General features: G+C 60.8%; 22 protein-coding genes. 10 read left to right on the forward strand and 12 right to left on the reverse strand.

All coding sequences use genetic code 11. The features are described from left to right. Positions 1-15 precede the first annotated feature (15 nt). Complete coding sequence (locus C2U40_RS20495; RefSeq protein ID WP_103828012.1) at positions 16-675, reverse strand: LuxR C-terminal-related transcriptional regulator; 660 nt, start codon at positions 673-675, stop codon at positions 16-18. A gap of 525 nt (positions 676-1,200) precedes the next feature. On the opposite strand from C2U40_RS20495, the gene C2U40_RS20500 reads away from it, so the two are divergent. Further along, entirely contained in the window at positions 1,201-1,779 is a 579-nt protein-coding gene (locus C2U40_RS20500) for a single-stranded DNA-binding protein (protein WP_011707639.1), read from the forward strand. A 167-nt stretch (positions 1,780-1,946) separates the two neighbouring features. Then, positions 1,947-2,705 (forward strand): substrate-binding periplasmic protein, encoded by a 759-nt coding sequence (locus C2U40_RS20505; RefSeq protein WP_103828011.1) that lies wholly within the window; start codon positions 1,947-1,949, stop codon positions 2,703-2,705. Positions 2,706-2,785: 80 nt separating this feature from the next. Here C2U40_RS20505 and C2U40_RS26845 read toward each other — a convergent pair whose 3' ends face one another. Continuing rightward, positions 2,786-2,911, reverse strand: a complete 126-nt coding sequence (locus C2U40_RS26845) for a hypothetical protein (RefSeq protein WP_257721615.1) — start codon at positions 2,909-2,911, stop codon at positions 2,786-2,788. 450 nt (positions 2,912-3,361) lie between these two features. Between C2U40_RS26845 and C2U40_RS20515 the strand changes: the two genes are divergently transcribed. The 4 genes from C2U40_RS20515 (at position 3,362) to C2U40_RS20530 (ending at position 7,640) form a co-directional block, all read left to right on the forward strand. Further along, positions 3,362-4,240, forward strand: coding sequence for a cation diffusion facilitator family transporter (locus C2U40_RS20515; protein ID WP_029305195.1), 879 nt, complete (start codon positions 3,362-3,364; stop codon positions 4,238-4,240). 148 nt (positions 4,241-4,388) lie between these two features. Next, a complete protein-coding gene (locus C2U40_RS20520; RefSeq protein ID WP_024946369.1) occupies positions 4,389-4,673 on the forward strand; it encodes a DUF3811 domain-containing protein in 285 nt (94 codons plus the stop codon). A 399-nt stretch (positions 4,674-5,072) separates the two neighbouring features. After that, the gene (gene cspE / locus C2U40_RS20525) at positions 5,073-5,285 is read left to right on the forward strand and encodes a transcription antiterminator/RNA stability regulator CspE (protein ID WP_011707644.1); all 213 of its coding nucleotides are present in this window, start codon (positions 5,073-5,075) and stop codon (positions 5,283-5,285) included. A 408-nt stretch (positions 5,286-5,693) separates the two neighbouring features. Continuing rightward, positions 5,694-7,640, forward strand: coding sequence for a ligand-gated channel protein (locus tag C2U40_RS20530; protein ID WP_103828010.1), 1,947 nt, complete (start codon positions 5,694-5,696; stop codon positions 7,638-7,640). A 34-nt stretch (positions 7,641-7,674) separates the two neighbouring features. Here the strand turns inward: C2U40_RS20530 and C2U40_RS20535 are convergent, their stop codons facing one another. From C2U40_RS20535 to C2U40_RS20545, 3 genes are all read right to left on the reverse strand, one after another. Beyond that, positions 7,675-9,162, reverse strand: a complete 1,488-nt coding sequence (locus tag C2U40_RS20535) for a transporter substrate-binding domain-containing diguanylate cyclase (RefSeq protein WP_103828009.1) — start codon at positions 9,160-9,162, stop codon at positions 7,675-7,677. 103 nt (positions 9,163-9,265) lie between these two features. Further along, positions 9,266-10,657 carry an ATP-binding protein gene (locus C2U40_RS20540; protein ID WP_017410798.1) on the reverse strand — a complete coding sequence of 464 codons (1,392 nt, stop codon included), beginning with the start codon at positions 10,655-10,657 and terminating at the stop codon, positions 9,266-9,268. Between the two features lie 4 nt (positions 10,658-10,661). After that, positions 10,662-11,384: a response regulator gene (locus tag C2U40_RS20545; RefSeq protein WP_011707648.1), complete on the reverse strand. Its 723-nt coding sequence runs from the start codon at positions 11,382-11,384 to the stop codon at positions 10,662-10,664. A 442-nt stretch (positions 11,385-11,826) separates the two neighbouring features. Between C2U40_RS20545 and C2U40_RS20555 the strand changes: the two genes are divergently transcribed. From C2U40_RS20555 to C2U40_RS20565, 3 genes are all read left to right on the forward strand, one after another. Then, entirely contained in the window at positions 11,827-12,153 is a 327-nt protein-coding gene (locus C2U40_RS20555) for a hypothetical protein (protein WP_011707649.1), read from the forward strand. A gap of 219 nt (positions 12,154-12,372) precedes the next feature. After that, positions 12,373-12,723, forward strand: coding sequence for a hypothetical protein (locus C2U40_RS20560; RefSeq protein ID WP_011707650.1), 351 nt, complete (start codon positions 12,373-12,375; stop codon positions 12,721-12,723). 224 nt (positions 12,724-12,947) lie between these two features. Then, on the forward strand, positions 12,948-14,942 hold the full coding sequence (locus C2U40_RS20565) for a methyl-accepting chemotaxis protein (RefSeq protein WP_103828007.1): 1,995 nt from the start codon (positions 12,948-12,950) through the stop codon (positions 14,940-14,942). Between the two features lie 62 nt (positions 14,943-15,004). Here C2U40_RS20565 and C2U40_RS20570 read toward each other — a convergent pair whose 3' ends face one another. The 3 genes from C2U40_RS20570 to C2U40_RS20580 all read right to left on the reverse strand — a co-directional run bounded on the left by C2U40_RS20570 (position 15,005) and on the right by C2U40_RS20580 (position 17,697). Then, positions 15,005-15,424 (reverse strand): hypothetical protein, encoded by a 420-nt coding sequence (locus tag C2U40_RS20570; RefSeq protein WP_011707651.1) that lies wholly within the window; start codon positions 15,422-15,424, stop codon positions 15,005-15,007. 161 nt (positions 15,425-15,585) lie between these two features. Continuing rightward, a complete protein-coding gene (locus C2U40_RS20575; protein WP_103828006.1) occupies positions 15,586-16,587 on the reverse strand; it encodes a sensor domain-containing diguanylate cyclase in 1,002 nt (333 codons plus the stop codon). Between the two features lie 189 nt (positions 16,588-16,776). Continuing rightward, entirely contained in the window at positions 16,777-17,697 is a 921-nt protein-coding gene (locus tag C2U40_RS20580; protein ID WP_181014822.1) for a helix-turn-helix transcriptional regulator, read from the reverse strand. 75 nt (positions 17,698-17,772) lie between these two features. Between C2U40_RS20580 and C2U40_RS20585 the strand changes: the two genes are divergently transcribed. After that, positions 17,773-18,171, forward strand: a complete 399-nt coding sequence (locus C2U40_RS20585) for a VOC family protein (RefSeq protein ID WP_103828005.1) — start codon at positions 17,773-17,775, stop codon at positions 18,169-18,171. A gap of 100 nt (positions 18,172-18,271) precedes the next feature. Here the strand turns inward: C2U40_RS20585 and C2U40_RS26265 are convergent, their stop codons facing one another. From C2U40_RS26265 to recB, 4 genes are all read right to left on the reverse strand, one after another. Further along, positions 18,272-18,922, reverse strand: coding sequence for a hypothetical protein (locus C2U40_RS26265; RefSeq protein WP_146054374.1), 651 nt, complete (start codon positions 18,920-18,922; stop codon positions 18,272-18,274). Positions 18,923-19,272: 350 nt separating this feature from the next. After that, on the reverse strand, positions 19,273-20,025 hold the full coding sequence (locus C2U40_RS20590) for a hypothetical protein (RefSeq protein WP_104467497.1): 753 nt from the start codon (positions 20,023-20,025) through the stop codon (positions 19,273-19,275). Positions 20,026-20,113: 88 nt separating this feature from the next. Continuing rightward, a complete protein-coding gene (gene recD / locus C2U40_RS20595; RefSeq protein ID WP_103828003.1) occupies positions 20,114-22,168 on the reverse strand; it encodes an exodeoxyribonuclease V subunit alpha in 2,055 nt (684 codons plus the stop codon). Beyond that, a complete protein-coding gene (gene recB / locus C2U40_RS20600) occupies positions 22,165-25,761 on the reverse strand; it encodes an exodeoxyribonuclease V subunit beta (protein ID WP_103828002.1) in 3,597 nt (1,198 codons plus the stop codon). The genes recD and recB overlap by 4 nt, the downstream gene beginning before the upstream one ends. Positions 25,762-25,763 lie beyond the last annotated feature (2 nt).

The following is a 25,763-nucleotide window of genomic DNA, read 5'->3' on the forward strand; positions in this document are numbered from 1 at the left end:
TCATCCCCATCGATTTCAGAGATACTCCTTGGCCCAGCTCACCGCCTGCAGGCGGTTCTTCACGTTCAATTTCTTGAAGACATTGTAGAGGTGGGACTTGATGGTGTGCTCGCTCACGAACAGGCTGTCGGCGATCTCGGTATTGGAGGCCCCCGTCATCAGGTAGCGGATGATCTCCTGCTCGCGCACGGTCAGCAACGTCTGGTTGCGCAGGTGGTGTTCCCCGCCCTTGCGGTAGTAGTTGACCAGATCGCACAGCAGATGGCGCGGGATCCAGTACTCCCCCTCCAGCACCTTGCGAATACCGAGCACCAGCCGATCCAGCGGATCCTGACAGAAGAAGAGCCCGCTGGTATGGGGCCACATCAACAGCAGCTCCCGATCCGTACTGGTGGGGGCATTGAGCAGCACGGTATTGGCTTCCCCGAAGCGGCTGGAGATCTCCCGTGGCCACCCCGTTTGCTGGCTCGACTTGAGGTAATCCAGATCCACCAGAAACAGCGGATGCGGCTCGAGTTCATCCACTTGAGGCAGGGCTTCCAGTGCGCTCACCAGCAGGATGGGCAGAGCCAGCTGTTCGACCAGGTAGCTCTGAAAGCTGGTCGCCTGCGCATTGTCTTCGGTTACCAATACGATGGGATATGGGGTGATCATGAAGCGCTGGTCCTTGAACATTCCGGCCATGGTGTTTTTCGGCAGCAGAGAGTACCAAGCCCCCCCGCAGGCTGCAGCATTAAAAAAGTATTAGACGCCGATGCGCCTCCTTTGAAACTCACCAATTTTCCAAGCAATACAAATAACTAGCCGCCCCCCCCCATTTGGGTGAAATACTGGCCCCTGGCCGGACAGAGGCTGTCACACCGGCCTCCGGCCCCCCTTCTCGCCTCGACCGTTCGATGATATGACTCCCCGTTGCTGTTCACTTGCTGGCCAAGGTCGGCCTCGTGTAAGTTAATCCTTCGTTCGGCGGACACGGGATGGCGCGTCAGGAAGATGTGCGCTCTTTCTCCCCAGCTGTTACTATTGCGGGCAAAATCTGAAAACGGGGAGACGGCCAACTGGCGCGCTGAACCGGACACAGTCATCACATGATGTGGCGGGGCCGCCCAGCAGCGTCGCCTATCTCACAGAAAACAAACGATATGTTGAATTGGCCCGGGCATATGGCTCGGCCGGTATATAAAGGGTGGAAGAGAGATTATGGCCAGTCGAGGCATCAATAAAGTCATTCTGATCGGTAACCTGGGGCAAGACCCGGAAGTGCGCTACATGCCGAGCGGCGGTGCCGTGACCAATATCACCCTGGCCACCTCCGACACCTGGCGCGACAAGCAGACCGGTGAGCAGAAAGAGCGTACCGAGTGGCACCGCGTTGTCTTCATGGGCAAGCTGGCTGAAGTAGCTGGCGAGTACCTGAAGAAAGGCTCCCAAGTCTATGTTGAAGGCAAGCTGCAGACCCGCAAGTGGCAGGATCAAAGCGGCCAAGAGCGTTACACCACCGAAGTGCTGGTCGATGGCTTCAGCGGCGTGATGCAGATGCTGGGTGGCCGCCCGCAAGGCGGTGCCGGCCAGGGCATGGGTGGCCAGTCTCAGGGCAACTGGGGTCAGCAGCAGGGCATGCAGTCCCAGCAGCCGATGAACCAGGCGCGTCCTGCCCAGGCTCCGCAGCAGAACATGCAGCAACAGGGCGGCTACGCTCGTCCGGCCCAGCAGCCGCAGTCTGCACCGCCGGTGTACAATGAGCCACCGATGGACTTCGACGACGACATTCCGTTCTAAGCAACGTCAGATCCCGGAGGCCCTGTTCATGCAGGGCCTTTTTTTGCCTGTTATTGACGCAGACGTGGCGCGCAATCCAGCCTCCTGGCCGGTCTTGCCAGCCATACGTCCCCATATCATTCGCCTTGGGATTATGATCGGGGCAATCCAGTTGCCAGAGAGAACGCATGGGGTCTTGGTATCGAATCTTGTTGTGCGTGGCGGCTTGCGCCACTCTGTTGCTGCCATCCTTGCTGCTGGCCGGCGAGCCATTGCGAGTGGGGGTCAGCTTCGCCATCCCGCCCTATGTGATCGAGGAAGAGGGTCGCGGGATCGAGCTCGACCTGATGAGAGAGGCCTTTCGGGACAGCGGCTATGAGCCTCAATTCGAATATCTGCCGCTGGAGCGCACCTTCCGCATGCTGGAGTCCGGCAAGCTCGATGCCATCATCAACGTCAAACCCGGCATGTTGCACGATGTCTTCCTGTCGCAGCCGGTGATCGCCTTCCACAATCGGGTGTTCGCCCTCGGCAAAACCCACATCAGCACTCTGGACGACATGAAGACGCTGAGGGTGAGTGCCTTCCAGCGTACCCGTCAGGTGTTGGGAGGTGCCTTTGCCAGCATGGCTGACCAGAATCCCCGTTACGAGGAGGTCGCCAAACAGCAGGGGCAGGTGCACAGGTTGATGCTGGGGCGGGTGGATGCGGTGATCCTGGAGCAGCGGGTTTTCTATTACTATCTGGCACAGCTGGCCAACAGCAAATATGGGGCCGAGCTCTATGCTCCCGGCCGGGTCCGGCAATACGATCTGTTTGCGCCGACTCACTACCATTTTGCCTTTCGCCAGGCGGCGCAGCAGCGCTGGTTCGATCGCCGGCTCGATGCCATGCGGGCCGATGGCCGTTATCAGCAAATATTTACCCGCTACGGGGCCACTCCCTGAGCCTCCTGAAAACATAAAAGCCAGCCCGAAAAGGCTGGCTTTTTGTTACTGGCTCCAAAGGAACTACAGCATGGGGAGCGTTACTTCATCGCGCCGCCATTTTTCAGATCTGCTTTCTGACGTTTGGCTTCGCGCTTCTCTTTCAGTGACATCTGCGGTTTTTTCTTGGCATCTTTGCCGTTGTGATGTTCTTTGTTACTCATCATCAAACTCCAAAAATGTTACCCAGACAGTTGGAACCCAGGTTCCAGCATGCCATCCGAATCGTAGACTACAGTACGCTTTCAGTGACGATCCTGCGATCGCACTCAGTCCAGCATACCCCTAATCTTGCGCAAGAATCCACCCTCATCCCATCACCCAGTGGCAGCAGGTGTTCACCGGCTTCCGCTGACCCGATCCGGGCGGGGAATGAACGGCCGGAGAGGCGATATATTCCTTATAAAATAACGCCACACAGATTTATTTCATGGCGGCATGAAATAAACCACTGAAAACCAAAATGAATTATTTTTAAATAATGAGAGATAATTTAGATAAGCATTCTCACTATCGTCAGAAACAAAAAGTTACAACCCAAAGCAGCACCACTCTGGACAAGCTGATATTATCCATCCCTATTTGTGAAAATATTCCAGCGAGAATAAGGACGTCCCATGACCAGAAAAACCAGAGCGGCCTTGGTCTCAGTTTGCTCCAATATCACCTTGATTATCATGAAGATATTTGCCGGCATACTGAGCGGATCCGTCAGTATTATTTCCGAGGCCATTCACTCGGCCATGGACCTGGTGGCAGCGTTGATCGCGCTGGTGGCCGTACGCAAATCGGATATTCCCCCCGACCAACGCCACCCCTATGGTCATGACAAAATTGAAAATGTCTCCGGCGTGATCGAAGCGCTGCTGATCCTGCTGGCAGCCGGCTGGATAATATTCGAAGCCGTCGGCAAATTGATCACGCCAACCCCGATCGAGGGGGTGGGTCTCGGTGTGCTGGTCATGTTGTTCTCGGCACTGGTCAACAGCGGTGTCTCCGCCTACCTCTACCGGGTGGCCAAGGAGGAAGAGTCCGTGGCCCTGGCCGCCGATGCACTGCATCTGAAGGCTGACGTACTGACCTCGCTCGGGGTCGCCGTCGGCCTGCTCGGTATCTGGATTGCCGCCAGACTGGGCTACAACCTCTATCTGCTTGACCCCATTGTTGCCATCTGTGTCGCCCTGTTCATCCTCAAGGAGGCGATCGCCATGCTGAAGCAGGCCTTCCAACCCCTGCTGGACCACAGCATGAACGAGGAAGAGCTGGCCATCACCACCAAAGTGATCGAGGAGTGCTGCCCGGAGCATGGCGGCTTTCATGATCTGCGCAGCCGTCAGGCCGGACGCCGTCGTCACATCGACTTTCACCTGACCTTGCCAAAAGAGATGAGCATAGAGCACTCCCACGCCATCTGCGATCGGATAGAGCAGGGCATCATGCGACACCTCCCCCACGCCGTCGTGCTGATCCATGTTGAACCGAGCGGGCATGGGTAACGGCGATGAGCCGTGCGGGGGGATGCGATGGGCCATTCCCTTCGACAACGACCATCCGGTGGAGCGGTATTCGAAAACGGCATCGATTGTGCAATAAACGGCCGGCAGGTGTGGTAGGGTGGACTATTCCCGCCATCAGGAGCACGCCGTGAAAAAGTTGGAAATGAAGGACCTCACCGACGCCGAAAAGGCCGAGATCACCCTGCTGCTCCAAAAAGCACAGGCCAATGCAGATCATCAACTGAGCAATGCCGAGCGCAACCGCATCCGCGAGGAAGGTAGACTCAAGATAGTCGCAGACCGTGCTGCCGCCGCCAAAGTGGCCGCCAAACTGGCACGGGAAAAGGCCAAGGAGAGAGCCAGCAAGCAGGTGTTGCCAGAGACATTCAGCTGGGTGGACTCCGTCAGCAACAAGTTTCGCAGCAAACGCTGACGGCCAATCCTCTCCCTCAAGCGCCGCCTACATCAGCCAGCCAACTCGCACCATGGCGGAAAACCGCCCTCTGCCATGGTGCGTCCAGCGACCTGCAACGCCGCAGGATCCTGCGCTGCAGACACCCACACCGGGAGTGGCTGCGTCGATATCCGACCACTCGCAGCGAGATAAAATTTGCTTTAAGAAAATGGGCATGTTTTAATCTTTTGCGATGGTTCGGTAGTTCAGACCTGGTTATGTTAGGCAGTCATTTTAGTAAAGCAGCGATTAGTATAAGAATTATCCATGATTCTTCTTATCAAATAATTCTCCTTCTTTAGTGCTCCCCATACGTATTGCTGACGAAAAATCATAGATTGCCATTTGGCACTTTAAACACTATTTAAGGAAATTATCATGTCCAACAAAATGACTGGTACCGTCAAGTTCTTCAACGCCGAGAAAGGTTTTGGCTTCATCTCCCCGACCGACGGCAGCAAAGACGTGTTCGTTCACTTCTCCGCCATCCAGACCCCGGGCTTCAAAACCCTGGACGAAGGTCAGCGCGTTGAGTTCACCATCGAGCAAGGCCAGAAAGGCCCGGCTGCTGCTAACGTAGTAGCTCTGTAATTCAAGCCGGGGATCCGGTCCGCCTGCTCATGCCGGCTGGTACGATCCGCTGCAAGAATTGAAAAAACCCGCTTCGGCGGGTTTTTTATTGTCTGCTATTTGCCATTCCCCCTCTGCCGACCCTCTCAGCCTTCTCACTGTCCCGCCCCCGCTTCCTCTCACCGCGCCACACATGCTCCTCATCCCGTATCTGCTGGTGAGAGGATAACCGCACAACATTAATGAGATTAATTATCATTTACACATCATCCAGCGATCACTACAATGCCTGCCGACCGACTTGGTGATTATCCAATTGAACCTTTTCTGGTCCTGGTTTCACGCGGGATGCGATGAGACCGCCCCATCGATTCACCCAAAGGATGAATGCATCTTCTTACTAAAAGAGTTCAGGCCAACATGATAACAATGCACCGCAACAAGCTGACCACGCTCATTCTCGCCGCCCTCGCATCACACGCTTATGCCGCCGAGCAGGAGGTCATGGTCGTGACCGCCTCCGGCTTCCAGCAGAAGATCGAGGATACCGCCGCCTCCATCTCGGTGGTGACCCGCGAGCAATTGGAGAAACGCGCCTATCGCGACGTGACCGACGCCCTGAAGGATGTGCCTGGGGTGGTGATCACCGGCGGTGGCAGCAGCAGCGATATCAGCATTCGTGGCATGGGCTCCAAGTACACGCTGATGCTGGTCGACGGCAAACGGGTCGACAGCCGTGGCACCCGTCCCAACAGCGACGGCCCCGGCATCGAGCAGGGCTGGCTGCCGCCGCTGCAGGCGATCGAGCGGATCGAAGTGGTGCGTGGCCCTATGTCCTCCCGCTACGGCTCTGACGCCATGGGCGGCGTCATCAACGTCATCACCCGCAAAACCGCCAGCATGACGGCCTGGCAGGGCTCGCTGCATGCCGACTCGACCTTCCAGGAGAACAAGGAGTCCGGCGACATCTTCCAGACCAACGCCTATACCGCCGGCGCCCTGGTGGATGGACTGCTGGGGATGCGGGTGAACGGCCAGCTCTCCCACCGTGGCGAGGATCAGTTCCAGAACGGTTTCGCCGAGCAGGAGATGCGCAGCGGTACGGCCGTCTTCAGCCTGACCCCGGACGAGCACAACCGCTTCGATTTCGAGGCCAGTCGCGGTCTGCAGGATCGCAACCGCACGCCGGGTGAATCACTCTCGGCCAAGTCAAAAACCAGCCTGAGCACCTACGAGCGCACCAACTTCGCCATCACCCACGACGGCCGCTATGACTTCGGCTCCTCCACCAGCTACCTGCAGCGGGAAGAGAACACCAACCCCGGCCGTCAGATGAAACTCATCAACACCATCGCCGATACCCACACCCAGTTTGAACTGGGGGCTCACTATCTGAGCGTGGGCGGCCAGTACCGCTACGAGGATCTGCAGGATCAGGGCAACCAGCTCAACGTGGCCAACCGCGCCAATCAGCTGACCCGCTGGAGCTGGGCCATGTTCGTGGAAGATGAGTGGTCACTGACCGACACCTTCGCCCTGACCGGTGGCGTGCGGATGGATCAGGACCAGAACTACGGCACCCACTGGAGCCCGCGTCTGTACGGGGTTTGGCACCTGGCCGAGTCCTGGACGCTGAAAGGGGGCGTCTCCACCGGCTATCGTTCACCGGATCTGCGCATGTCGGCCGCCAACTGGGGCCAGGCTACCGGCGGTGGCACTCAGGACGGCATGCTGGTCGGCAGCCCGGAACTGAAACCAGAAACCAGCGTGAGCCAGGAGATCGCCCTGCTGTGGGATGGTCAGCAAGGCTTGAACACAGGGCTGACCCTGTTCAATACCGACTTCGAGGACAAGATCTCCGAGATCCGCCGCTGCACCAGCAAGAACGACCCCTCCTGCACCCTGAACGGTCACACCTATGACTTCATCAGCGATCGCATCAACGTCGACAAGGCGAACATGCGCGGGGTGGAAGGCACGGCCAACTGGACCATCAACAATGCCTGGTCGCTGGCCTCCAGCTACACCTTCACCCAGTCCGAGCAGAAGAGTGGGGCGATGGAAGGCAAGCCGCTGAACCAGATGCCGCGCCACATGTTCAACACCACGGTCGACTGGCAGACTACCGAGACCGTCAGCCTCTGGTCACGGGTCAACTTCCGCAGCAAGACCTCCGATTACCTGAGCCGGGTCAAGATGGCCGAGGGCACCCCCTCCTACACCTTCTTCGACACCGGTCTGGTCTACAAGGCCAACGAACACCTGGATGTCACCGCCGGTGTCTACAACCTGTTCGACAAGACAGTGGATTACACCAGCTTCGGTACCGTGCTGGATGGTCGTCGCTACACCCTGGGCATGACCTACAACTTCTGATGTCAGGCCGCCGCCCGCTCTGGGCGGCGGTTTTTTATTTCCCCCCCTCGCCAGCCGCCTCTTTCACGTAGCTTGCCGCCTGCCAGGTGTTGCGCCCCTGCGATTTGGCGCCATACATCAGCTGATCCGCCTGCAACAACACCCGTCGACCTTCCGCCCCGCCCCCTGCCGGCACCCACACAGCCCCCGTGCTGATGGAGATGCCGAGCGCTCCGGCACTGGTTGGCAACTTGTGGCTATTGACCTCCCGCCCGATCCTGGCGGCCCACTGCTGCAGCGTCGCCATGTCCGCCACCAGCAGGCTGATGCAAAACTCCTCCCCGCCGATGCGGGCAAACAGGGCGCTGGCGGGCAGCACCCGCTGTACCTGCGCCACCATGGCCGACAATACCTCGTCCCCGACCCCGTGACCGAAGTGATCGTTGATCCCCTTGAAGCGATCGAGATCGAACAGCAGCAGGGCCGAGGCCTGACCGCTGGCCAGCCGCTGCTCCAGCAGTGGCAAAAAGGCGCGCCGGTTGAGGATGCCGGTCATGGAGTCGGTGCCGGCAAGGCGCTCCAGCCTGGCGTTGGCCTGGATAAGCTCCGCGGTGCGGCTCGCCACCGCCCGCCGCAACTGGATGATGTAGGCCATCAGCACCAGGCCGCCGATGGCCAGCAGCCAGGGCCAGAGATGGACCGGGTAGACGGTCTCGATGTGCATCCACTTGCGGACGATCCGTTCCCGATCCGCCTCGCCGATGCGGGAGAAGCCCTGCTCCAGCTCCTGCTGCAACGCCTGGTTGCCCTTGGCGACGGCGAAGCGGATCTCGTCGCTGTAGAGGTGGCGCACCGGGATGAAGCGGGTGGGATCCGCCGAGGTGTAGATGTAGAAGTTGGCCACCTGCAGATCGGCGATGAAGGCATCCAGCTCGCCGCTGAAGGCCGCCCGCAGCATGGCGTCGTTGTCATCGAAGGTGCGCAGGCGCGTGGTGGGGAAGTGCTTGCGGGCGTAGTACTCCTCGTAGCCCCCCGTCACCACCCCCACGCTCTCGTGCAGCAGGTAGTAGTTCACGTCCGAACCGCGCAGGGAGTTGGCGAAGAAGAGCTGGGAGTCGACATGGGAGAGGGCCTGACCGTAGTCGTAGACCAGATTGCGCTCCGGCGACCAGAGCAGGCCGCCATGGACATCGGCCTGGCCGTTGCGAACCAGGTCCAGCGAGGCCTGCCAGTCCACCAGCTTGAACTGGATCGGACGACCGGTGACCCTGCCATATTCGCGCCACAGATCGATCAGCAGGCCATCGGGCTCCCCCTCTTCATTGAGGTAGGAGAAGGGCTGCCAGGCCTTGGAGTTGGTCACGATGAGCGGCTTGAGGGGCGTATTCGCCAACACGGGCCACGCCTGTGCCAAGAGCAACAACCACACCCCGCACCAGACTCGCCACCGAAAACCAGAATCGCCCGCCATCCCTGCACCAACCTTGCTGTTTGGCCGTCTGTGCGGCCATCGATTATCGCCACCTTCAGCATAGAAGAACAAGCATGAGCGAGTATGAAATAGGCGTGATTTCAGTCAGATAAGTGCAAGATAAAAAACGGGGAGGCGGCTGGTCGCCATCCTCCCCGCCGTGCTCCCACCGCTCTTACAGCGGCAGGCTGATGCGCGCTTCCAGTCCGCCCTGTTCCCGGTTGTGCAGGGTCAGTTCGCCGCCGTGCTGGTGCACCAGGGTGCGGGCGATGGAGAGCCCCAGCCCCACGCTGCCGGATTCGGTGTTGCGGGCCTCGTCGAGTCGCACGAATGGCTTGAACACGTCCTCCAGCCTGGCCGGATCGATGCCGGGCCCTTGATCGCAGACCCGGATCACCAGCTCGCTGTCGGTGCGCTCCAGCGACACTTCAGCGCTGCCGGCGTACTTGATGGCGTTGCCGATGAGGTTTTGCAGCACCCGGCGCAGGGTATTGGCGCGGCAGGCATAGACCTGCTTGCCCTCGGCCAGGCAGGTAACCGGCTGGCCGGTGTCGGCATAGTCATCGCACAGGCTCTCCAGCAGGCTGACCAGATCCAGCTCCCGGGTCGCCTCCTGCTGCCCCTCCTCCCGGGCAAAGCTGAGGGTCGCCGCCAGCATCTGCTCCATCTGCTGCAGGGTCTGCTGGATCCGCTCCTTGTCCTCCCCCTCGTCCAGAAACTCGGTGCGCAGCCGCAGGCTGGTGATGGGGGTGCGCAGATCGTGGGAGATGGCCGCCAGCATCCGGGTGCGGTCCTGCACGAAACGATCGAGCCGGGTGTGCATGCGGTTGAAGGCCTGGATGGATTCGCGCACCTCGGTCGGCCCCTCTTCCCGCAGCGGCTCTATGTCCTCGCCACGGCCGAGCCGGTCCGCGTTGGCGGCCAGCTGCTTGAGCGGCAGGGTGGCGCGGCGGAACAACCAGATCATCAGGCCGATCACCAGGCTCGCCACCAGCATCAGGTTGAGGGTGGTCTGCCAGGACCAGCTGGCCGACTCCTTGTCCACCAGCGAGCTGAACTGCAGCCAGCCACCGCGCGGCAACTGGATGGATCCGTACAGCCGCATGTCCTGCGGTGGCGGCATCCCCTTGCGATCCTTCATCATCCGGCTGTGGTGCTGCCAGGCGCGGCTGCGCTGGGCATCCTGCTTGAGCTCGGCGCTGATCTCCACCATCAGGGTCGAGGGGTAGCCCAGCCGGGAGCGCACCAGCTGCTCGAAGCGGGGGCTGCGGTTGTCCGGTTGCAGCGGCTCGTCAGCGATGCGCAGCAGCAGGGTCTCGCTGCGGCTGGCCTTGATGATCTCGTCATAGAGGGAGGGGGGCGAGAGGGCCAGCAGCCGCACCACGGAGACGATACGCTGCATGGCGTTGCGGCTGTTGATGTAGCCGAGCGCCTCCTCCCGATCCGAACGGTAGATCTGGATGCTGAGCAGCTGGATCAACACCAGCCCGGCCAGCGCCACCAGGATGATCTGGCCGGTCAGCCCCTTGGGCCACAGTTTCGACCAGCCACGCTTGAGGATCCCCACGGCCTTATACCTGGGTCACATCGGCGGCGAACAGGTAACCGCCGCCCCAGATGGTCTTGATCAGCTCCGGATTCTTGGGATCCCGCTCCAGCTTGCGCCGCAGCCGGCTCACCAGGGTGTCGATGGCCCGGTCGAACGCCACTGCCTCGCGGCCACGAGCCAGATCCAGCAGTTGATCCCGGCTCAGCACCCGCTGCGGCCGCTCCAGAAAGACCCGCAGCAGGTCGAATTCGGCGGTGGAGAGGCTCAGGCCCACCCCTTCCTCATCCACCAGCTCGCGCCGGTTGATGTCGAGCAGCCAGCGATCGAAGCGCAGATCCCGGGTCAAGGTTTCGGCCGCCGGCTGCGGCTCGACTTGGGTGCGACGCATCACCGCCTTGATGCGGGCCAGCAGCTCGCGCGGATTGAACGGCTTGGCGAGGTAGTCGTCGGCCCCCATCTCCAGCCCTATGATGCGGTCGGTCTCCTCCCCCATGGCGGTGAGCATGATGATCGGCAGGCTGGACTTGGCCCGCAGCTCACGGCAAAGGGTCAGGCCGTCTTCTCCCGGCATCATCAGATCCAGCACCAGCAGATCGAACTCCCGCTCCTCCAGCAGCCGCTTCATCTCCTTGCCATCCCGGGCACAACTGACCCGCAGGCCGTGCTGCTCCAGAAAACGCTTCAGCAGATCGCGGATCTCGCTGTGATCGTCGACCACCAGAATGTGGGTGCTGCTTTGGTTCATGAGGCCTCTCCTGTTAGAGCTGGCACGAGTATACGAAAATCTGCCGGGTGGTTTGTGTCAAAGTGTGCCAGATCAGCAAGATGCCACACTCTGCTACAAAAAAGCGCCCGTTCGGCAAAGTTGAGACACAAGCCGGCTGTTTACTGTGGCCATCCCATCGGTTGCAGGAGTAGACAGGCCATGCTGGCCCTCACCACCCCCTTGCTGCTGGCCTTTGCCGCCAGCGAAGCCCTTGCCAGAAAGGCGAGCGGCAGCTCACCCCAACCGGCGAGCCCCCCGGACCATAAGCAGACATCCCCCGCCGACAGGGCCCCCGGCCGCTGCGACGCCAAGGGTGCGACCGAACCCCCTTCGTCATGATGTGCGGCCGCCAGGTGGCGGCTGCGCACCCTGACTTTTCTGCCGCCATCTTGCGGCGAGTCATACCAAGGAGACCAATATCATGATCAACAAGAGCCTGACTCTGTTAATGCTGGCTGGCCTGGCCCACACCGGCCTGGCCCAGGCCGCCCTGCCCGCCGACGTCAGTGCCGCCCCCGGCCTGCTGTTCGTCAACTGGCACGATGCCGTCAGCAGCAATGAGGCGCACCCCACCCTGGTGATCCGCAACGCCACCGGCGACGTGCTCAAGCGGGTGCCTGCCGAGTTGCAGGGGATGCAGCAGGTGCGTCTGCCGATGCGGGCCCAGGGTGACCTGACCCTCAGCCTGGACGGCGAGAGCAGCAGCTATCGCATGCCCTACAGCGTCGGCAGCGGTCGCCAGCGCTAAGCCGGCCCCAGCCTAAAAATACCCCGCCAGCGGACGACGCTGACGGGGTATTTTTATTTCCCGTCCGGCATGCACCCGGTCAAGCCCTGTACAGCGTCACCGTGTCACACTCTGCTACAAAATAGGCTTCAACTGGCAAAGTTCAGACACCAGTCTGGTGTTTACTTAGGGTCAAGGCGAGCAAGCCGACCCCGAACTCAATCCGCAAGGAGATAGACCATGAAAAAACTGACCAAGACCCTGCTGACCGCCACCCTGATCCTTGGCCTGCCGCTCGGCGCCTATGCCGCCAGCGAAGCCGTCACCACCGCCCAGCCCGGCATGATGACCGACTGCCCGATGGATGGCAGCGGCATGATGGGCGGCAAGCACCATGGCGGCCGCCACGACAAGATGGCCCGCATGCAAAACATGACGCCGGAGCAGATCCAGACTCACCTGCAGCAGCGTTACGACAAGATCGAAGACCCGGCCAAGAAGGCTGAATTCGTAAAAAACCTGAGCCTGCGTGCCGACGGCATGACCAAGCACGCCGAAGCGATGAAGCAGTTCGCCGAAGCGCATCAGTAAACGCACTTCGACCCGAAACAGGGTGGCCTCGGCCACCCTTTTTTCGTTCCGCCCTCCCGCTCGGGTGGTTGCCCGCCGAAATCCACTCCAACATCCCTCACTCTCTTCGTCCCTGCTCCGGGTTCTGTGAGCGATAACAAACGTTTTATGTTCGAAATAGCTAATAATGGCGCCTCGCATAACAAGGTCGCGCATCGGCGAACCAACAAAAGACAGGAGTCGTTATGGGGTGGAGTCTGGGGACAATCAAGGGGCGCTATAGCGCCGTTTTTGTGGGATTCATGGCGCTGGTGTGTGCCCTGACGGTATTTGGCATCCAGCTCTGGATCAAACCGGCGCTGCAGAAGGCCGGTGAACAGAACGTGGCACTGCGGGTCAGCGAGATCGCCACCGACATCCGCGATCAGCTCAACGGGGTGCAGAGCCAGTCCCGCAGCATCACCCAGCTGGTCGCCCAGCTGCCGAGCGAACAGATCGATGCCCTGCTACCAGCACTGATCGACCAATACGGCAATGCCATGGTGTTTGGCGGCGGCATCTGGCCACTGCCGGATCAGCGGGAAGCCGGTCGCGCCAAGTTCAGCACCTTCTATCACAGGGATGCGGCCAACAAGCTGATCCCCAACACCTACTGGAACTCGGCTGAGGCCCCCAACTACTTCGAACAACCCTGGCATAAGGCGGGACAGCAAGCCCCTCAAGGCATGTGTGCCTGGGCCGCCGCCTACAAGGACGGCGCCAGCCAGCAGCCGAGAACCAACTGCGCCATGGGGATCTACCGCAATGGAGCCCTCTACGGGGTGTCGACCATAGACGTGACCCTGGGCTTCTTCAACGATCTGGTGGCCAGCAAGGAGCAGGAGATCGGTGGCCAGGTGATGATCGTCGAGGCTGACGGCAAGATCCTGAGCCGAAACGCCCGCCTGAACGGTGATGTGGTGCTGGGCAATCTCTCCGCTCACGCCGATTATCCCTTCGCCAGCGCCATTGCCGGCCTGCTCGGTCAAGCCCGCAGCCAGGCGCAGTTGCGCACCACTTTCCAGGATCAGGGGGAGGAGCAGACCCTGCTGCTGCAAGCCATCGAGGGGACGCCCTGGTTGCTGGCGACTGCCCTGCCAACCAGCCTGCTGACACAAGACAGCAGGGACGTGCTCACCACCCTGGCCTCTATCCAGCTGCCACTGGTAGGACTGCTGTTCGGGCTGATGTTGCTCGCCGTCAGTCAACTCGGCAACCGGCTGCAGACCCTCAAGCAGAATATTGATGCCCTCAGTGCCGGTGATGCCGACCTGACCGCCCGCATTCAGGTGAAGGGGCACGATGAGCTGGATCACATCGCCCTGTCGGTGAACCGCTTCATCGCCTATCTGCAGCAGATGATGGTACAGGTGACGGACGCCACCGACCTCATCACCCAGGAGCTGGCACGCCTCGATCAGCAGACCGGCCAGGCCAGACGGATCCTGAACGAACACGCCGCCGAAACGGAGCAGGTAGTCACCGCACTCACCGAACTCAGCTCCACCGCCGACAGCGTGGCGCAACACGCCAGCGATTCGGCCAGCTTCACCGAAGCCGCCAACGGCCAGGCCGCCAATTCACGCACCGTGGTGGGATCGGCTTCCGCCAGCGTGGTGGCCCTGATCGACGAGGTGGATCTGGCGGCCGCCAAGGTGCTGGAGATGCAGGAAGATGCCCAGCAGATCGGCAGCGTACTCGGGGTGATCGGCGGCATCGCCGCCCAGACCAACCTGCTGGCGCTTAATGCCGCCATCGAGGCGGCGCGGGCCGGTGAACAGGGACGCGGGTTCGCAGTGGTCGCCGACGAGGTGCGCGCCCTGGCCGCGCGCACCCAGAACAGCACGGCCGAGGTGGGCAGCATGCTGTCACGCCTCACCCAGGGCGTCGCCGAAGCCGTGGTCGCCATGGAACATACCAAGCGCAGCTGTCAGGCGGCAGCGGATACCACGGGCCAGGTGACGGGGGGGCTCGACAACATGGCCGACTCAGTGGTGCGGATCCACGACCTCAGCAGCCAGATCGCCACCGCCGCCGAGGAGCAGAGCCGGGTAACCGAGGAGATCAACCGCAACATGGTGAGCATTCGCGACATGCTCAACCTGCTGCTGGAAAACGGCCAGCACACCGAACAGAGTGCAGCGGCGCTGCTCAGCTCCAATCGCCAGTTGCTGGCGCTGGTACATCGCTTCAAGGTTTGATGGCCGCATCAGGCAGCAAAAAGGGGCCCGCGGGCCCCTTTTTTCATGCACGTCGTTCAGACTCAAGCCTTGGTCTTGTCGACCAGGTTCAGGGTCTTGACGGTCTCGCCTTCGAACTTGATGAGCACGTTCTTCTGAGCGGCTTCGGCATCCTTGAACAGGGTCTTGGAGGTCTCTGCCAGCATGGGAGAAACCTTGTTCAGGGCGCCCAGGTCATAGGTCCACACTTCCAGACCAGCTTCGGTCTTGGTGCTGGCCGGTGCGCCCAGCTTGTCCTTGATGGCCTGCTTGTTGGAACCGCCTTCCTTGATGTCCAGCGCCTTCTTGATCGCTTCATTGGAGGCGCTGTCCATGGCGGAGCCGGCCATCTCTTTGGCAGTGCTGGTCACGCTGCTGGTCACTGTGTCGGTCAGGGAATCCATCAGACCGGCGTTGGCCATCAGGGGCAGTGCAGTCAGGGCAACCAGGATGCTCTTTTTCATCGTTTCATGTCTCGCGGGGGATTAAAGAGCGCGCATCAGACCAGCGTACTCGTACGGAGTCAAGATGAGGGTGCGGTCAAGACGCATTCGGGGGGGGGATAACCAGAATAATCCGACATGACAACGAGCTCGCCGGACCATCGACGCCGGCTATGGGCGGACTACTCGCAGATCTGGTTCTTACCCGTCAGCTTGGCCTGGTAGAGGGCCCGATCCACCCGCACCATCAGCTGGCTCATGGGCTCGTCCGGCTGGTACTCGGCCAGCCCGAAGCTCATGGTGATATCGAAGTGCTGGCAGACCCGCGACTGCACCAGCAGCTCCCGCAGCTTGTCGGCCACCAGCCGGCCATCAAGCCGGCCGGTATTGGGCAGCACCACCATGAACTCGTCGCCGCCCCAGCGGGCAATCAGGTCGATTTCACGGATATGGCTGCGCACCAGCGCCACTATGTTGATCAGGGTCTGATCCCCGGCGTGGTGGCCGTGGTTGTCATTGATCTGCTTGAAGTCATCCACGTCCATGGCGATGACGGAGAAGGGCTGATGAAAGCGCTTGGCCCGCTCGCACTCCTGGCGGATGGCCCGCTCCAGCCGGTAGCGGCTGGCGGCACCGGTCAGGGCGTCGGTCTCCGCCAGCTGGCGGTTCTCCTCCGCCTTCTGCTGCAACGCCTCGTTGAGCCGCACCAGCTCGGCGGTGCGCTCGGCAATCTGTTGCTCCAGGGTGTGATTGCGCCGCTCCAGCTGCTCCAGCAGCAGCTTCTGGGCGTGGATGTTGCGATGGGCGCCGATCATCCGGGCCACCGACCCATCCGGGTTGCGGGCGATGACGCGGCCGCAATCCTCAATCCAGATATAGTCGCCAGCGCGACTGCGGCAACGATACTCGACCCGGTAGTCGGGGGCGGCGCCGCTCAGGTAGGCATCGAAGCTGGCCATCACCCGATCCATGTCGTCGGGGTGGATCACGCTCTCCCAGGTGAAGACGTTGTTGCCAAGGGAGTGAGGCTCGTAACCCAACATCTGATACCAGCCCGGGTTGCGATAGACGAAGCCGGTGTTGGCATTCCAGTCCCAGATCCCGTCGCTCACCACCGCCAGAATGCCGTGTATCACGGCCTCGCTGACATCCGAGATCCTGATCGTGTCGCTGTCCTGCAGCATGGGAGACCATCCTTGTCTTGCCGCCCCGCAGGATGCGGGGCATTCCAGCCTGATGTTGAGAAATGACAGCGGCAGACGGCTGCACAGCCCGCTATCCGTTGATCGATGAAAACCGCCACCGCTTGTTCCGGTTATCGGCCGCCATCGGGTTCGTCTGAATAACAGTAGCAACCAGTGTGGCTCAATATTTCACCCTTGTCCGGTTTTAAAGGCGGGATGATGCAGGCTGCGATAGTGGCTGGGCGCCAGGCCGTGCTGGCGTTTGAAGGCGGTGGAGAAGTGGTACTCGTTCTTGAAGCCGCACTGCTCGGCCAGCAGCTTCACCGAGTCGGCCCGGCTGGCCAGCAAAAGTGCCGCCCGCTGCAGCCGCAGCCGTTGCAGCAGCGCCATGGGCGCCAGCGCGAAGTGCTGCTGGCAGAGCCGGTAGAGCTGGCGCTCGGAGAGGTGCAGGGCGCCGGCCATGCGCGCTATGTCCCACGGCTCGGTCAGCGCCTCTTTGAGCAGCAATTCGAGGCGCAGCGCCAGCCGCTCGCCACGCCGTTGCCCCTCCCCCTTCTGCAGCAGCCGGCGCAGGTAAAAGCCGAGCTGCTCAACCAGCAGGGCGCTGAGCAGCGGGTCCTGATGACGTTCCTGCTCCGCATAGAGGTTCTCGAGCGTGCGCAGCACGGTGGCCTGCTGGGAGGTGCAACCAAGCCGGGGGTGGCTGGCGAAGGCATCCCAGGGGGAATCCTTGTGCAGCAGCAGCCATACCAGCTCCCACTCGCCCGTCTCGTTCAACGGCTGATCCAACGGCTCGTTCACCTGCTCACTAAGCTGCTCACTAAGTTGATAGCAGAGCGGCTCCCCGGCCGGGATCAGCGCCCACTCGCCGACCTGCAACCGCTCGCGGCGATCACCCACCTGCACCTCCCCCTCGCCGCCCAGGGTCAGCAGAAAACAGTGCACATCGGCAAAGCGGCGCGCGATGCGGTAGCGGGTCTTGAGGCGGGAATAGCCCGCCAGCCACACCCGCTCCTGTGCGAGGGCCGGCAGCAGGCTGTCACAACAGATCTGCTCGCGGCAGTCGGGGGAGACATCGACAAGATCGGTGTTGGCAGTTTCAGACATCATCAGGACGGGCTCAGCCATGTCGAAGGGACAGGCCCCAGCATAGCATTAAGGGCATCAAGTCACAGGAGACCAGCCATGCATATCAACCACGTCGCCATCTGGGCGCAGGATCTGGAGGCGCTCAAGGCATTCTACTGCACCCTGTTTGGCGGGCAGGCCAATGAGCGCTATCACAACCCGAGCAAGCAGTTCAGCTCCTACTTCGTGCGCTTCAAGGGGGGCGCCAGCCTGGAGCTGATGCACACCCCCATCCTGTTTCCGACGGATCTGCATCTGCCACACCCGTTGCAGGGACTGGCCCATCTCGCCTTCTCCCTCGGCAGCGTGGAGGAGGTGGACAAGATGACCGCTCGCCTCAAGCTGCTCAAGGGCGCCGAGGTGAAACACCTGGACGGCCCCCGCTGGACCGGCGACGGCTATTACGAAAGCACCTTCCTCGACCCGGAAGGCAACCGGCTGGAGCTGACCATCTAATCCCTGAGATCTCCCCTCACCCTGCCCTCTTCCAACGGGAGAGGGGATAAAACTGCATCGGGGATATGATCGCCAGCCAGGTAGGTTCGATTAGCGAAGCTTAATTGGGGAGCGGTAACGAGATTGATCTCTTATTTTCTTGCAGGAGAGACGCTGGAAGTGAGGGGATAGAAAAATAAGATTTTTCTGGATATACCTTGTAGCTCTCTAGGTATGACCCAGCCTCATTGACCCGTGTTTTCACCCACACCACACCATAATCCCCAATCCGTTCCTTTCCAAGTTTATTATTACTGTAACAAATATTGAACCAATACCCAGTATGCTTATCTTTTATCTTTAAGCCAGCCTCACAATGCCCGCTTTTACCTTTGGATGGTCCGGGGTGAACCACTTTATATTCCGTGTCATAACTAATAGTTTTATCTGGATAAAAATAGACGTACATATCATAGCCACTCCATGACGATATAAACATCATAAAAAAACAATAACCAAAGGCTTTTGTGATATGTTTTAATGCGTCGCGACTGGGACATCGAAAAGCAGTGAATATCGCACAAACCAACCCAAACAGCGCACTAATAGTAATATAGGTGAGCAACTCTGGAACCGACTCAGCAATCACTGTCTTATCTGACAAAACCCATTGAAATAATATGTTTGCCAGCCATATAAAAGACAAGAATATAACACTAGCACCAAGCAACTTTGCTTTGCGCCGCTCGTTTTCAAAACTATAAATTGTCATTTTACTGCCTGATTTATCATTAAAAAAAGAACAGCATTTGACAATTTTGCATGATAAATATGAGCGGTGCAATTCACTTCGTTCATTGCACCCTACCCGATTTTACGAAATGAGCATTGTGTCAACCTGCTCCCCTCACCCTAGCCCTCTCCCGGAGGGAGAGGGGATCATCCAGCATCAGGGATATGGCGTTGGCAATAGCGTGTGAAGCGACGGAACCAAATCTCCCTTCTCCCCTTGCGGGAGAAGGGTCGGGGATGAGGGGGAGGAAAAAAGAGATGACGCGGTAAACGTTGGGCTTCGCAACGCGAAGCACCAACCTACGAGATAAACTACAAACCATGAAATAATCAGAATGGAATCTCATCATCCCATACATAAAATTTATTTCTAATATCGGATATTTCATTTCTAATTTTTTCTATCTCATCAAGTTTCTCATTGCTTACCACTCTATTTTCAAGTGAATTCAATGCCTTGTCTAGATTATTAGCAAATCGTCCAATATAATCTTTTTGCTCTGAATCCTGTGCTGACAAACGCTTATTTAAATGCTCCAGTTGTACAATGGAAAGACTTAATTTATTGTTCTCTGCACGGAACTCTTTTGATTTAAGTTCGAAGTCAGAAAGCAACTTAGAATATTTCCCCTTCAGGTTTATTATTTCGCGAATGAGCTCTAGCTTTTGCTCTGCCCATAGCTCCAGTTCCTTGTCTTTTAACTTAACAACATATTCATCTGTCGACTCAATTTTTGCGCATACGGTCTCCTTTCTTCTAATAAAGGCATCTTTTTGTGCTTTATTGCTATTTCTGTCTCTAACTTGATCAATGCAATTGTCATGTATAAAGCTGTAGAGCGTATTTAAAATAGGAAGTATTACTAAATATCCAACAGATACTGAAAATGGGATTAACAGATCATCTGTAAACCCCCAACTTTTGCTCTTTATAATGTCAAGCTTCCCTTGGTTACTTTCCAATATAAACCTAGCCACTCCATTTATATTCAAAAACATCCAAGACAAGACGAACGCGCCGATAATAGGATTGTTTAGTCTAGATGTTGCATTATCTTTCAATGACTTAAGTAAATCCTTCATCAATAACCTCTAATCAGAATTGATTCGTGATAATAAGTAGTAAACTTCTTTTCTCATGGCGGTAAATCCCTTACCGCCATCCAATCAATCACTCCCCCAACCTCTCCGCCAATCCGGAATAACGCTCGGTCTTTTTCCGCACGGCCTGTGCCAGCAGGGCGCGATCGCCGTAGAGATCGAGGCGAGCTTTGGCGCGGGTGATGCCGGTATAGACCAGTTCGCGGGTCAACAGCGGGCTGGAGCTGTCGGGCAGCACCAGCACGGTATGGGCAAACTCCGATCCCTGGGATTTGTGGATGGTCATGGCGTAGACAGTCTCGTGGGGCGGCAAGCGGCTGGGCAAAAGCGCCCGCAGGGTGCCGTCCGGCTGCTCAAACCATACCTTCAAACGGCCACTTTCATCGGGCAGGCAGAGCCCCATATCGCCGTTGTAGAGGCCGACCCCGTGGTCGTTGCGCACCACCATCACCGGGCGACCGGCATACCAGTCGCCGTCGCGGGCAATCAGGCCAGCCCGTGACAGGGCCAATTCGAGCCGTTCATTAAGCCCCAGCACCCCGAACGGGCCATCACGCAGGGCGCAGAGGATCTGGAAGCCGTTGAATGCCTTGAACACGGCGGCGGGATCTTCCCCCGCGCGGGCCGCCTTCAGATAGCTGCCGTAACCGGCCACCCCCTGGGCAATCAGGGCGTCGTAGGCCTCACCGGCCCAGGGGTGCAGGCTGATATCGGCGAATCCTGCGCCCCAGACAGCCTCCACCGCCGTGGCATCGCCGCTGTTGCAGGCGCGCGCCAGCTGGCCGATGCCCGAATGCTGATCAAAGCGCCAGCTCTTGGCCAGCAAACAGAGGCTGTCGCGCACCGGTGCCCCCGCGGGCGAGCCCTGCAGCCGGTAGCCGGTCTGGCGGGAGAGCCAGTCCGCCTGCGCCGGGCTGATGCCCTGTTCGATAAAGCTGCAGATATCGCCGAGCACGGCCCCCGCCTCCACCGAGGCGAGCTGATCCTTGTCGCCAAGCAGGATCAGGCGGGCGTGGCTTGGCAGCGCGTCGAGCAGCCGCGCCATCATCGGCAGGTCGACCATGGAGGCCTCATCCACCACCAGCAGGTCGAGGTGCAGCGGGTTGCCAGCGTGGTGGCGGAACTGGCTGCGCCCCGGAATGACCCCGAGCAGCCGGTGCAGGGTGCCCGCCTCGGTGGGGATGGCTTCCACCCATTCGGGGGGCAGATCCAGGGCCTGCAGGGCAGAGCCGATACTCTCGGTGAGGCGCGCCGCCGCCTTGCCGGTGGGGGCCACCAGCCGGATCGCCGGGGCCTTGCCTGCCTGCAGACCGGTCTCCACCAGAATGGCGAGCAGTTTGGCAACCGTGGTGGTCTTGCCGGTGCCGGGGCCACCTGAAATCACCGCAAAGGGGCGTGCCGCCGCGGTGGCCGCCGCCAGCTTCTGGCCATTGCAGCAGAGCGCCTCGGGCACCAGCGCATCCAGCTTGCTCAAGTCGCTCGCCGCCTGGGCGCTGGCCAGCAGCGCCTCGATGGCGGGCCAATCCACCTCGTTCGGGAACACCAGATCCAGGTACTTCAGGGTAAAGTGGCGGGCCGAGAAGTCAGGGGCGAGGCGGGCCTTGAGCAGCGCCGCGAACACCAGGCCGTAGTCGCGGGCAAACAGCCGCGACAGGGCGGGGGCAATCTCCGGCCATTCGGCGCGTTCACTCAAGGCGCGCAGGTGGCGAGCCACCCCCAGCTCAAAGTCGTGGTAGCGGGTGAGGTAGAGCCGCCCATGCCAGAGCCGCAGCGGCCAGCGCGGAGCGAGCCCCTCATCCTGCTCGGTGCCAACCAGGGGACTGGCTGCAAACAAGGCGGGCCAGCGGGCAGGATCCGCCAGATCGGCCAGCAGATCCCGGCTCTGCTGGGGATCCAGCCCGAACGGGCGCAAGGATCCCTTTTCGTTACCGGAATGTGCCAGCATCTCCAGCGGCAGACAGACATGGCCGCGCCCCAGCTCGAAGCAGGTGAGCGCAGCCCCCAGCACCAGCTCGGGGCTGCCGCCAAGATCGGCCACCAGTTTGGCAAATTGCAGATCCAGCTGGCGAATGCGGCCGGCCAGCGCCAAAGCCTTGAGCCGTTCAATCATCATGGTGCCGTTCATGCTTCTACCCCGTTATCCGATACCCCGGCGAGGGCGGGCGCCGCCCCCTCGCCAAACAACCGATCCAGCCCCAGCACCAGCTCACGGCTGGGGCGGGTATGGAAAATCCCCCCCTGCGGCATGCCGCGCAGGAACAGATAGAAGACCCCGCCAAAGTGCTGCTCGAAGTCGTAGCCCGGCAGGCGCAGGGCCAGCAGACGGTGCAGCGCCAGCGAGTAGAGCTGGTATTGCAGGTCGTAGCGGTGCTCGGCCATCGCCTGCTCCAGCGCCGGACGGCTGTAATCGGCGGGGCTCATACCGAGGTGGTTGGATTTGTAGTCGAGCAGATACCAGCGCCCCTGCCACTCGAACACCAGGTCGATAAAGCCCTTGAGCATCCCCTGCACGGTGGCAAAGCTGAGCGGCTTGTTGCCCCGCGACAGCGGGTCGTGCTGCTGGCAGAGCGCGGTCAGCGCCGGTGCCGTCACCCGCCCCATGGGCAGGAAGAACTCCAGCTCCACCTGCTTGCGCTCGGGGGCCAGATCCCGCAGCCGCACCGGCTCGCCAAAGCCCGTTTCCAGCGGGGTATTCAGCACCGCCTCCACCTGCTGTTGCAGTACGGGCGCCCAGCTTTCGTCGAAGCCATCCTGCGTCAGCAGGGTGGCGATGTGCTCCGCCAGCGGCTCGCCGCCGGCGCTTTGAAAATCGATGGTCTCGAACAGGCTGTGCAGCAAGGTGCCGGGGCGCGCGCCCTTCGGGAAGGTGAAGATGGAGGGTTGTAGCTCGTCCTCTTCGTGTACAACAGCCGCCTCGGCAACGACCTCCACATCGAAGCCGGGATTGGCCAAGACCCCCTTGCTGTGGCCGTGCCCCTGCGCCGCCAGCCCGGAGTAGGAGCTGATCCACCAGTCCCGCTCAAGGGTGCCGGTAAAGCGGCGCACCTGCGGCTCGCCCAGTTGCTCCTCCTCCGCCGCCATGGGGGCCGGGCGGGTGAGCGAGGGCTCACCGACGGCCACTCCGGGCAGCGCCTGCGCCAGCTCGGTCAGAGCGGTCGCCAACGTCGCGGCATCCCCCTCCTCGCCCTTTTGCAGCAGGTAGCCGATGGCGGTCTGGTGCAGGTCGGTCTTCTCCGACTTGCCATTGCCGGAGCGAACCGGTGCCAGCCCCAGCCAGGTGGCGTAGACGCCCCGGGTCAGCGCCACGTAGAGCAGCCGCAAATCTTCGGCAAGCCGCTCGCGGTCGGCCTCCGCCAGGGACGCTTCGGCACCGGTCAGATCGAGCACGGTGCGATTGCCCGCGCCGTCCGCTTCGTGGAACAGCGGAGTATCGGCAGCGCGGTGGCTGCAGATAAAGGGCAGGAACACCAGCGGGTACTCCAACCCCTTGGATTTGTGGATGGTGACGATCTGCACCAGCTTGCGCTCGGATTCCAGCCGCAGTACCTGCTCAGCATCCTGGCCGTCGGGGCGGCTCGCTGCCTCCCCCAGCCAGCGCAGCAGGGCATATTCGCCGTCCAGCTCGCAGCTCACCTGTTGCAGCAGCTCGCCGAGGTGGAGGAAATTGGTCAGCCGCCGCTCGCCATTCGGGCTCGCCAGCAGGGAGGAGGCAAGATTGCGCCGGTGCAGCAGGGCGCGCAGCATGGCCAGCACGCCGCGCTTGTGCCAGATCTTGCGGTACTCCATAAACTCCTGCACCGCGCTCTCCCACGCCCGCTCGTCACTGGCGAGCTCGTCGAGCGCCTTGGCGTCCAGATCGAACAGCCCGGTGGCGAGCGCCGCCCGCAGGCTGCGTTCCTCACCCGGGTTCTGGCAGGCGTGCAGAATGAGCAAAATTTCCCGCGCCTCCACCTGCGCCAGCACGCTCTCGCGATTCGACAGGTAGACGGAGGCGATGGCGAGTCGCGCCAGCTCCTGCTGCACCAGCTTGCCCTCGGCGCCGGTGCGCACCAGCACGGCGATATCCCCCGCTTTCACCGCCTTGTCGCCAATCTGCGCCTTGCCCGCGCGGGCCAGGGTCAGCAGGCGGTGGATCTCCACCGCCGTGGCGCGAGCCGTTCGGATCTGATAATCCCCCTTGTTGAAGGTGGGCTGGCCGCTCAGCTGCCAGCAGTGGAGCACGGGAGCGGCGTCGCCATCCAGCTGCAGCGCCTTACTCTTGCCCTGCGCCTCCACCGGCAGGAAGGGGATATCCGCCTCGTAGATAAAAGGGTCTTTGGCCCGCTCGAACAGGCCGTTGACCGCCCCCACCAGCGCCCTTCTGGAGCGCCAGTTACGCCCGAGGGTGTAGTGGGCGCTCACATTTCGCCGCGCCTGAATGTAGGTAAAGATGTCGGCGCCGCGAAAGCCGTAGATGGCCTGCTTGGGGTCACCGATCATCAGCAGCGCCGTGTCGGTGTGGCCACCGTAAAGACGGTGGAAGATGCGGTACTGCTGGGGGTCGGTATCCTGAAATTCATCGATCATCGCCACCCGGTAGGTGGCGCGAATGCGCTCGCACAGCCGCTCGCCAAGGCCGGAGCCGAGCGCCCCGTCGAGGTCTTTGAGCAGGTCATCGAACGAGAGCTGATGGGCTTGGCGCTTGCTGGCCTGCATCCGGCTGCGCACCACCACCGCCGCCCGTTGCAGGATCAGATCCCGAATGCCGGGGCGGCTCGCCAGCAACTGGTCGATCTGGCTAAAGAGCGGTAGGGTCGGCACTGCGCCCCCCTTCTTGAGGTTCTCCTCCAGCACCGTCTGGCCGAAGCGCTCCAGCTCCTTGGGAATGGCGTAGCCGCTGTGCTCGTCCTGCGCCCAGTCGGCTATCTTGGCAAGCCAGCCTTCGTAATTCTTGCCGGTGTAACGGCTGATCTGGCCGTCGGTCTGGCGGCGGATCTCGTCCCCTTGCGCCAGCCATTCGCGCTTCACCGCCTCAATGCGGGCCATGGCCGCCTGATGGCGGGCGGCCAGGGTTTCGTCCCCCGCCGGTGGGCGCATCTCCAGCTCGCTGTTGTCGAGCCAGCTACCCATCTCCCGCAGCAGGGCGGCGGGGCTCGGCCAGAGCGCACGCACCGCGCTGGCGAGGGGCTTGTCCACTGGATAGAACTCGGATCGCCAGTAGTCGCTCACCGCCTGCAGCCTGAGCTGGCTGTCGTCGGTGAGAAATTCGGTTTCAAAGAGAGCGCCCGACTCGAAGGCGTTCTGTTTCAGCATCCGCTGGCAGAAGCCGTGGATGGTGAATACCGCCGCCTCGTCCATCTGGCGCTCGGCGGCCAGCAGGCGGCGGGCCGCCAGCTCGTGATCCTCCACCTCCGCCAGCAGCTGGCTCAGCAGGGCGTCCTTGCTCTCACCGCGCATAAAGGCGAGGCGCGCCTCGTGAATGCGGGCGCGGATCCGCCCGCGCAGCTCGGCGGTGGCCGCCTCGGTAAAGGTCACCACCAGGATCTCGGTCACCGAGAGCGGCCGCTCGTGGGCGCTGGGTTGACCGGCGTCTTCCCCCTCTTCAATGAGCGGGCCGTGGCCCAGCAGCAGACGCAGGTAGAGCCCGGCGATGGTGTAGGTCTTGCCGGTGCCGGCAGAGGCCTCGATCAGTCGTTCACCATGGAGGGGAAAACGTAATGTATTGAGCGAGTTAGCCATGA

Origin of the sequence: Aeromonas sp. ASNIH4 (genome assembly GCF_002934425.1) — a bacterium.
GTDB classification, from domain to species: Bacteria; Pseudomonadota; Gammaproteobacteria; order Enterobacterales; family Aeromonadaceae; genus Aeromonas; species Aeromonas hydrophila.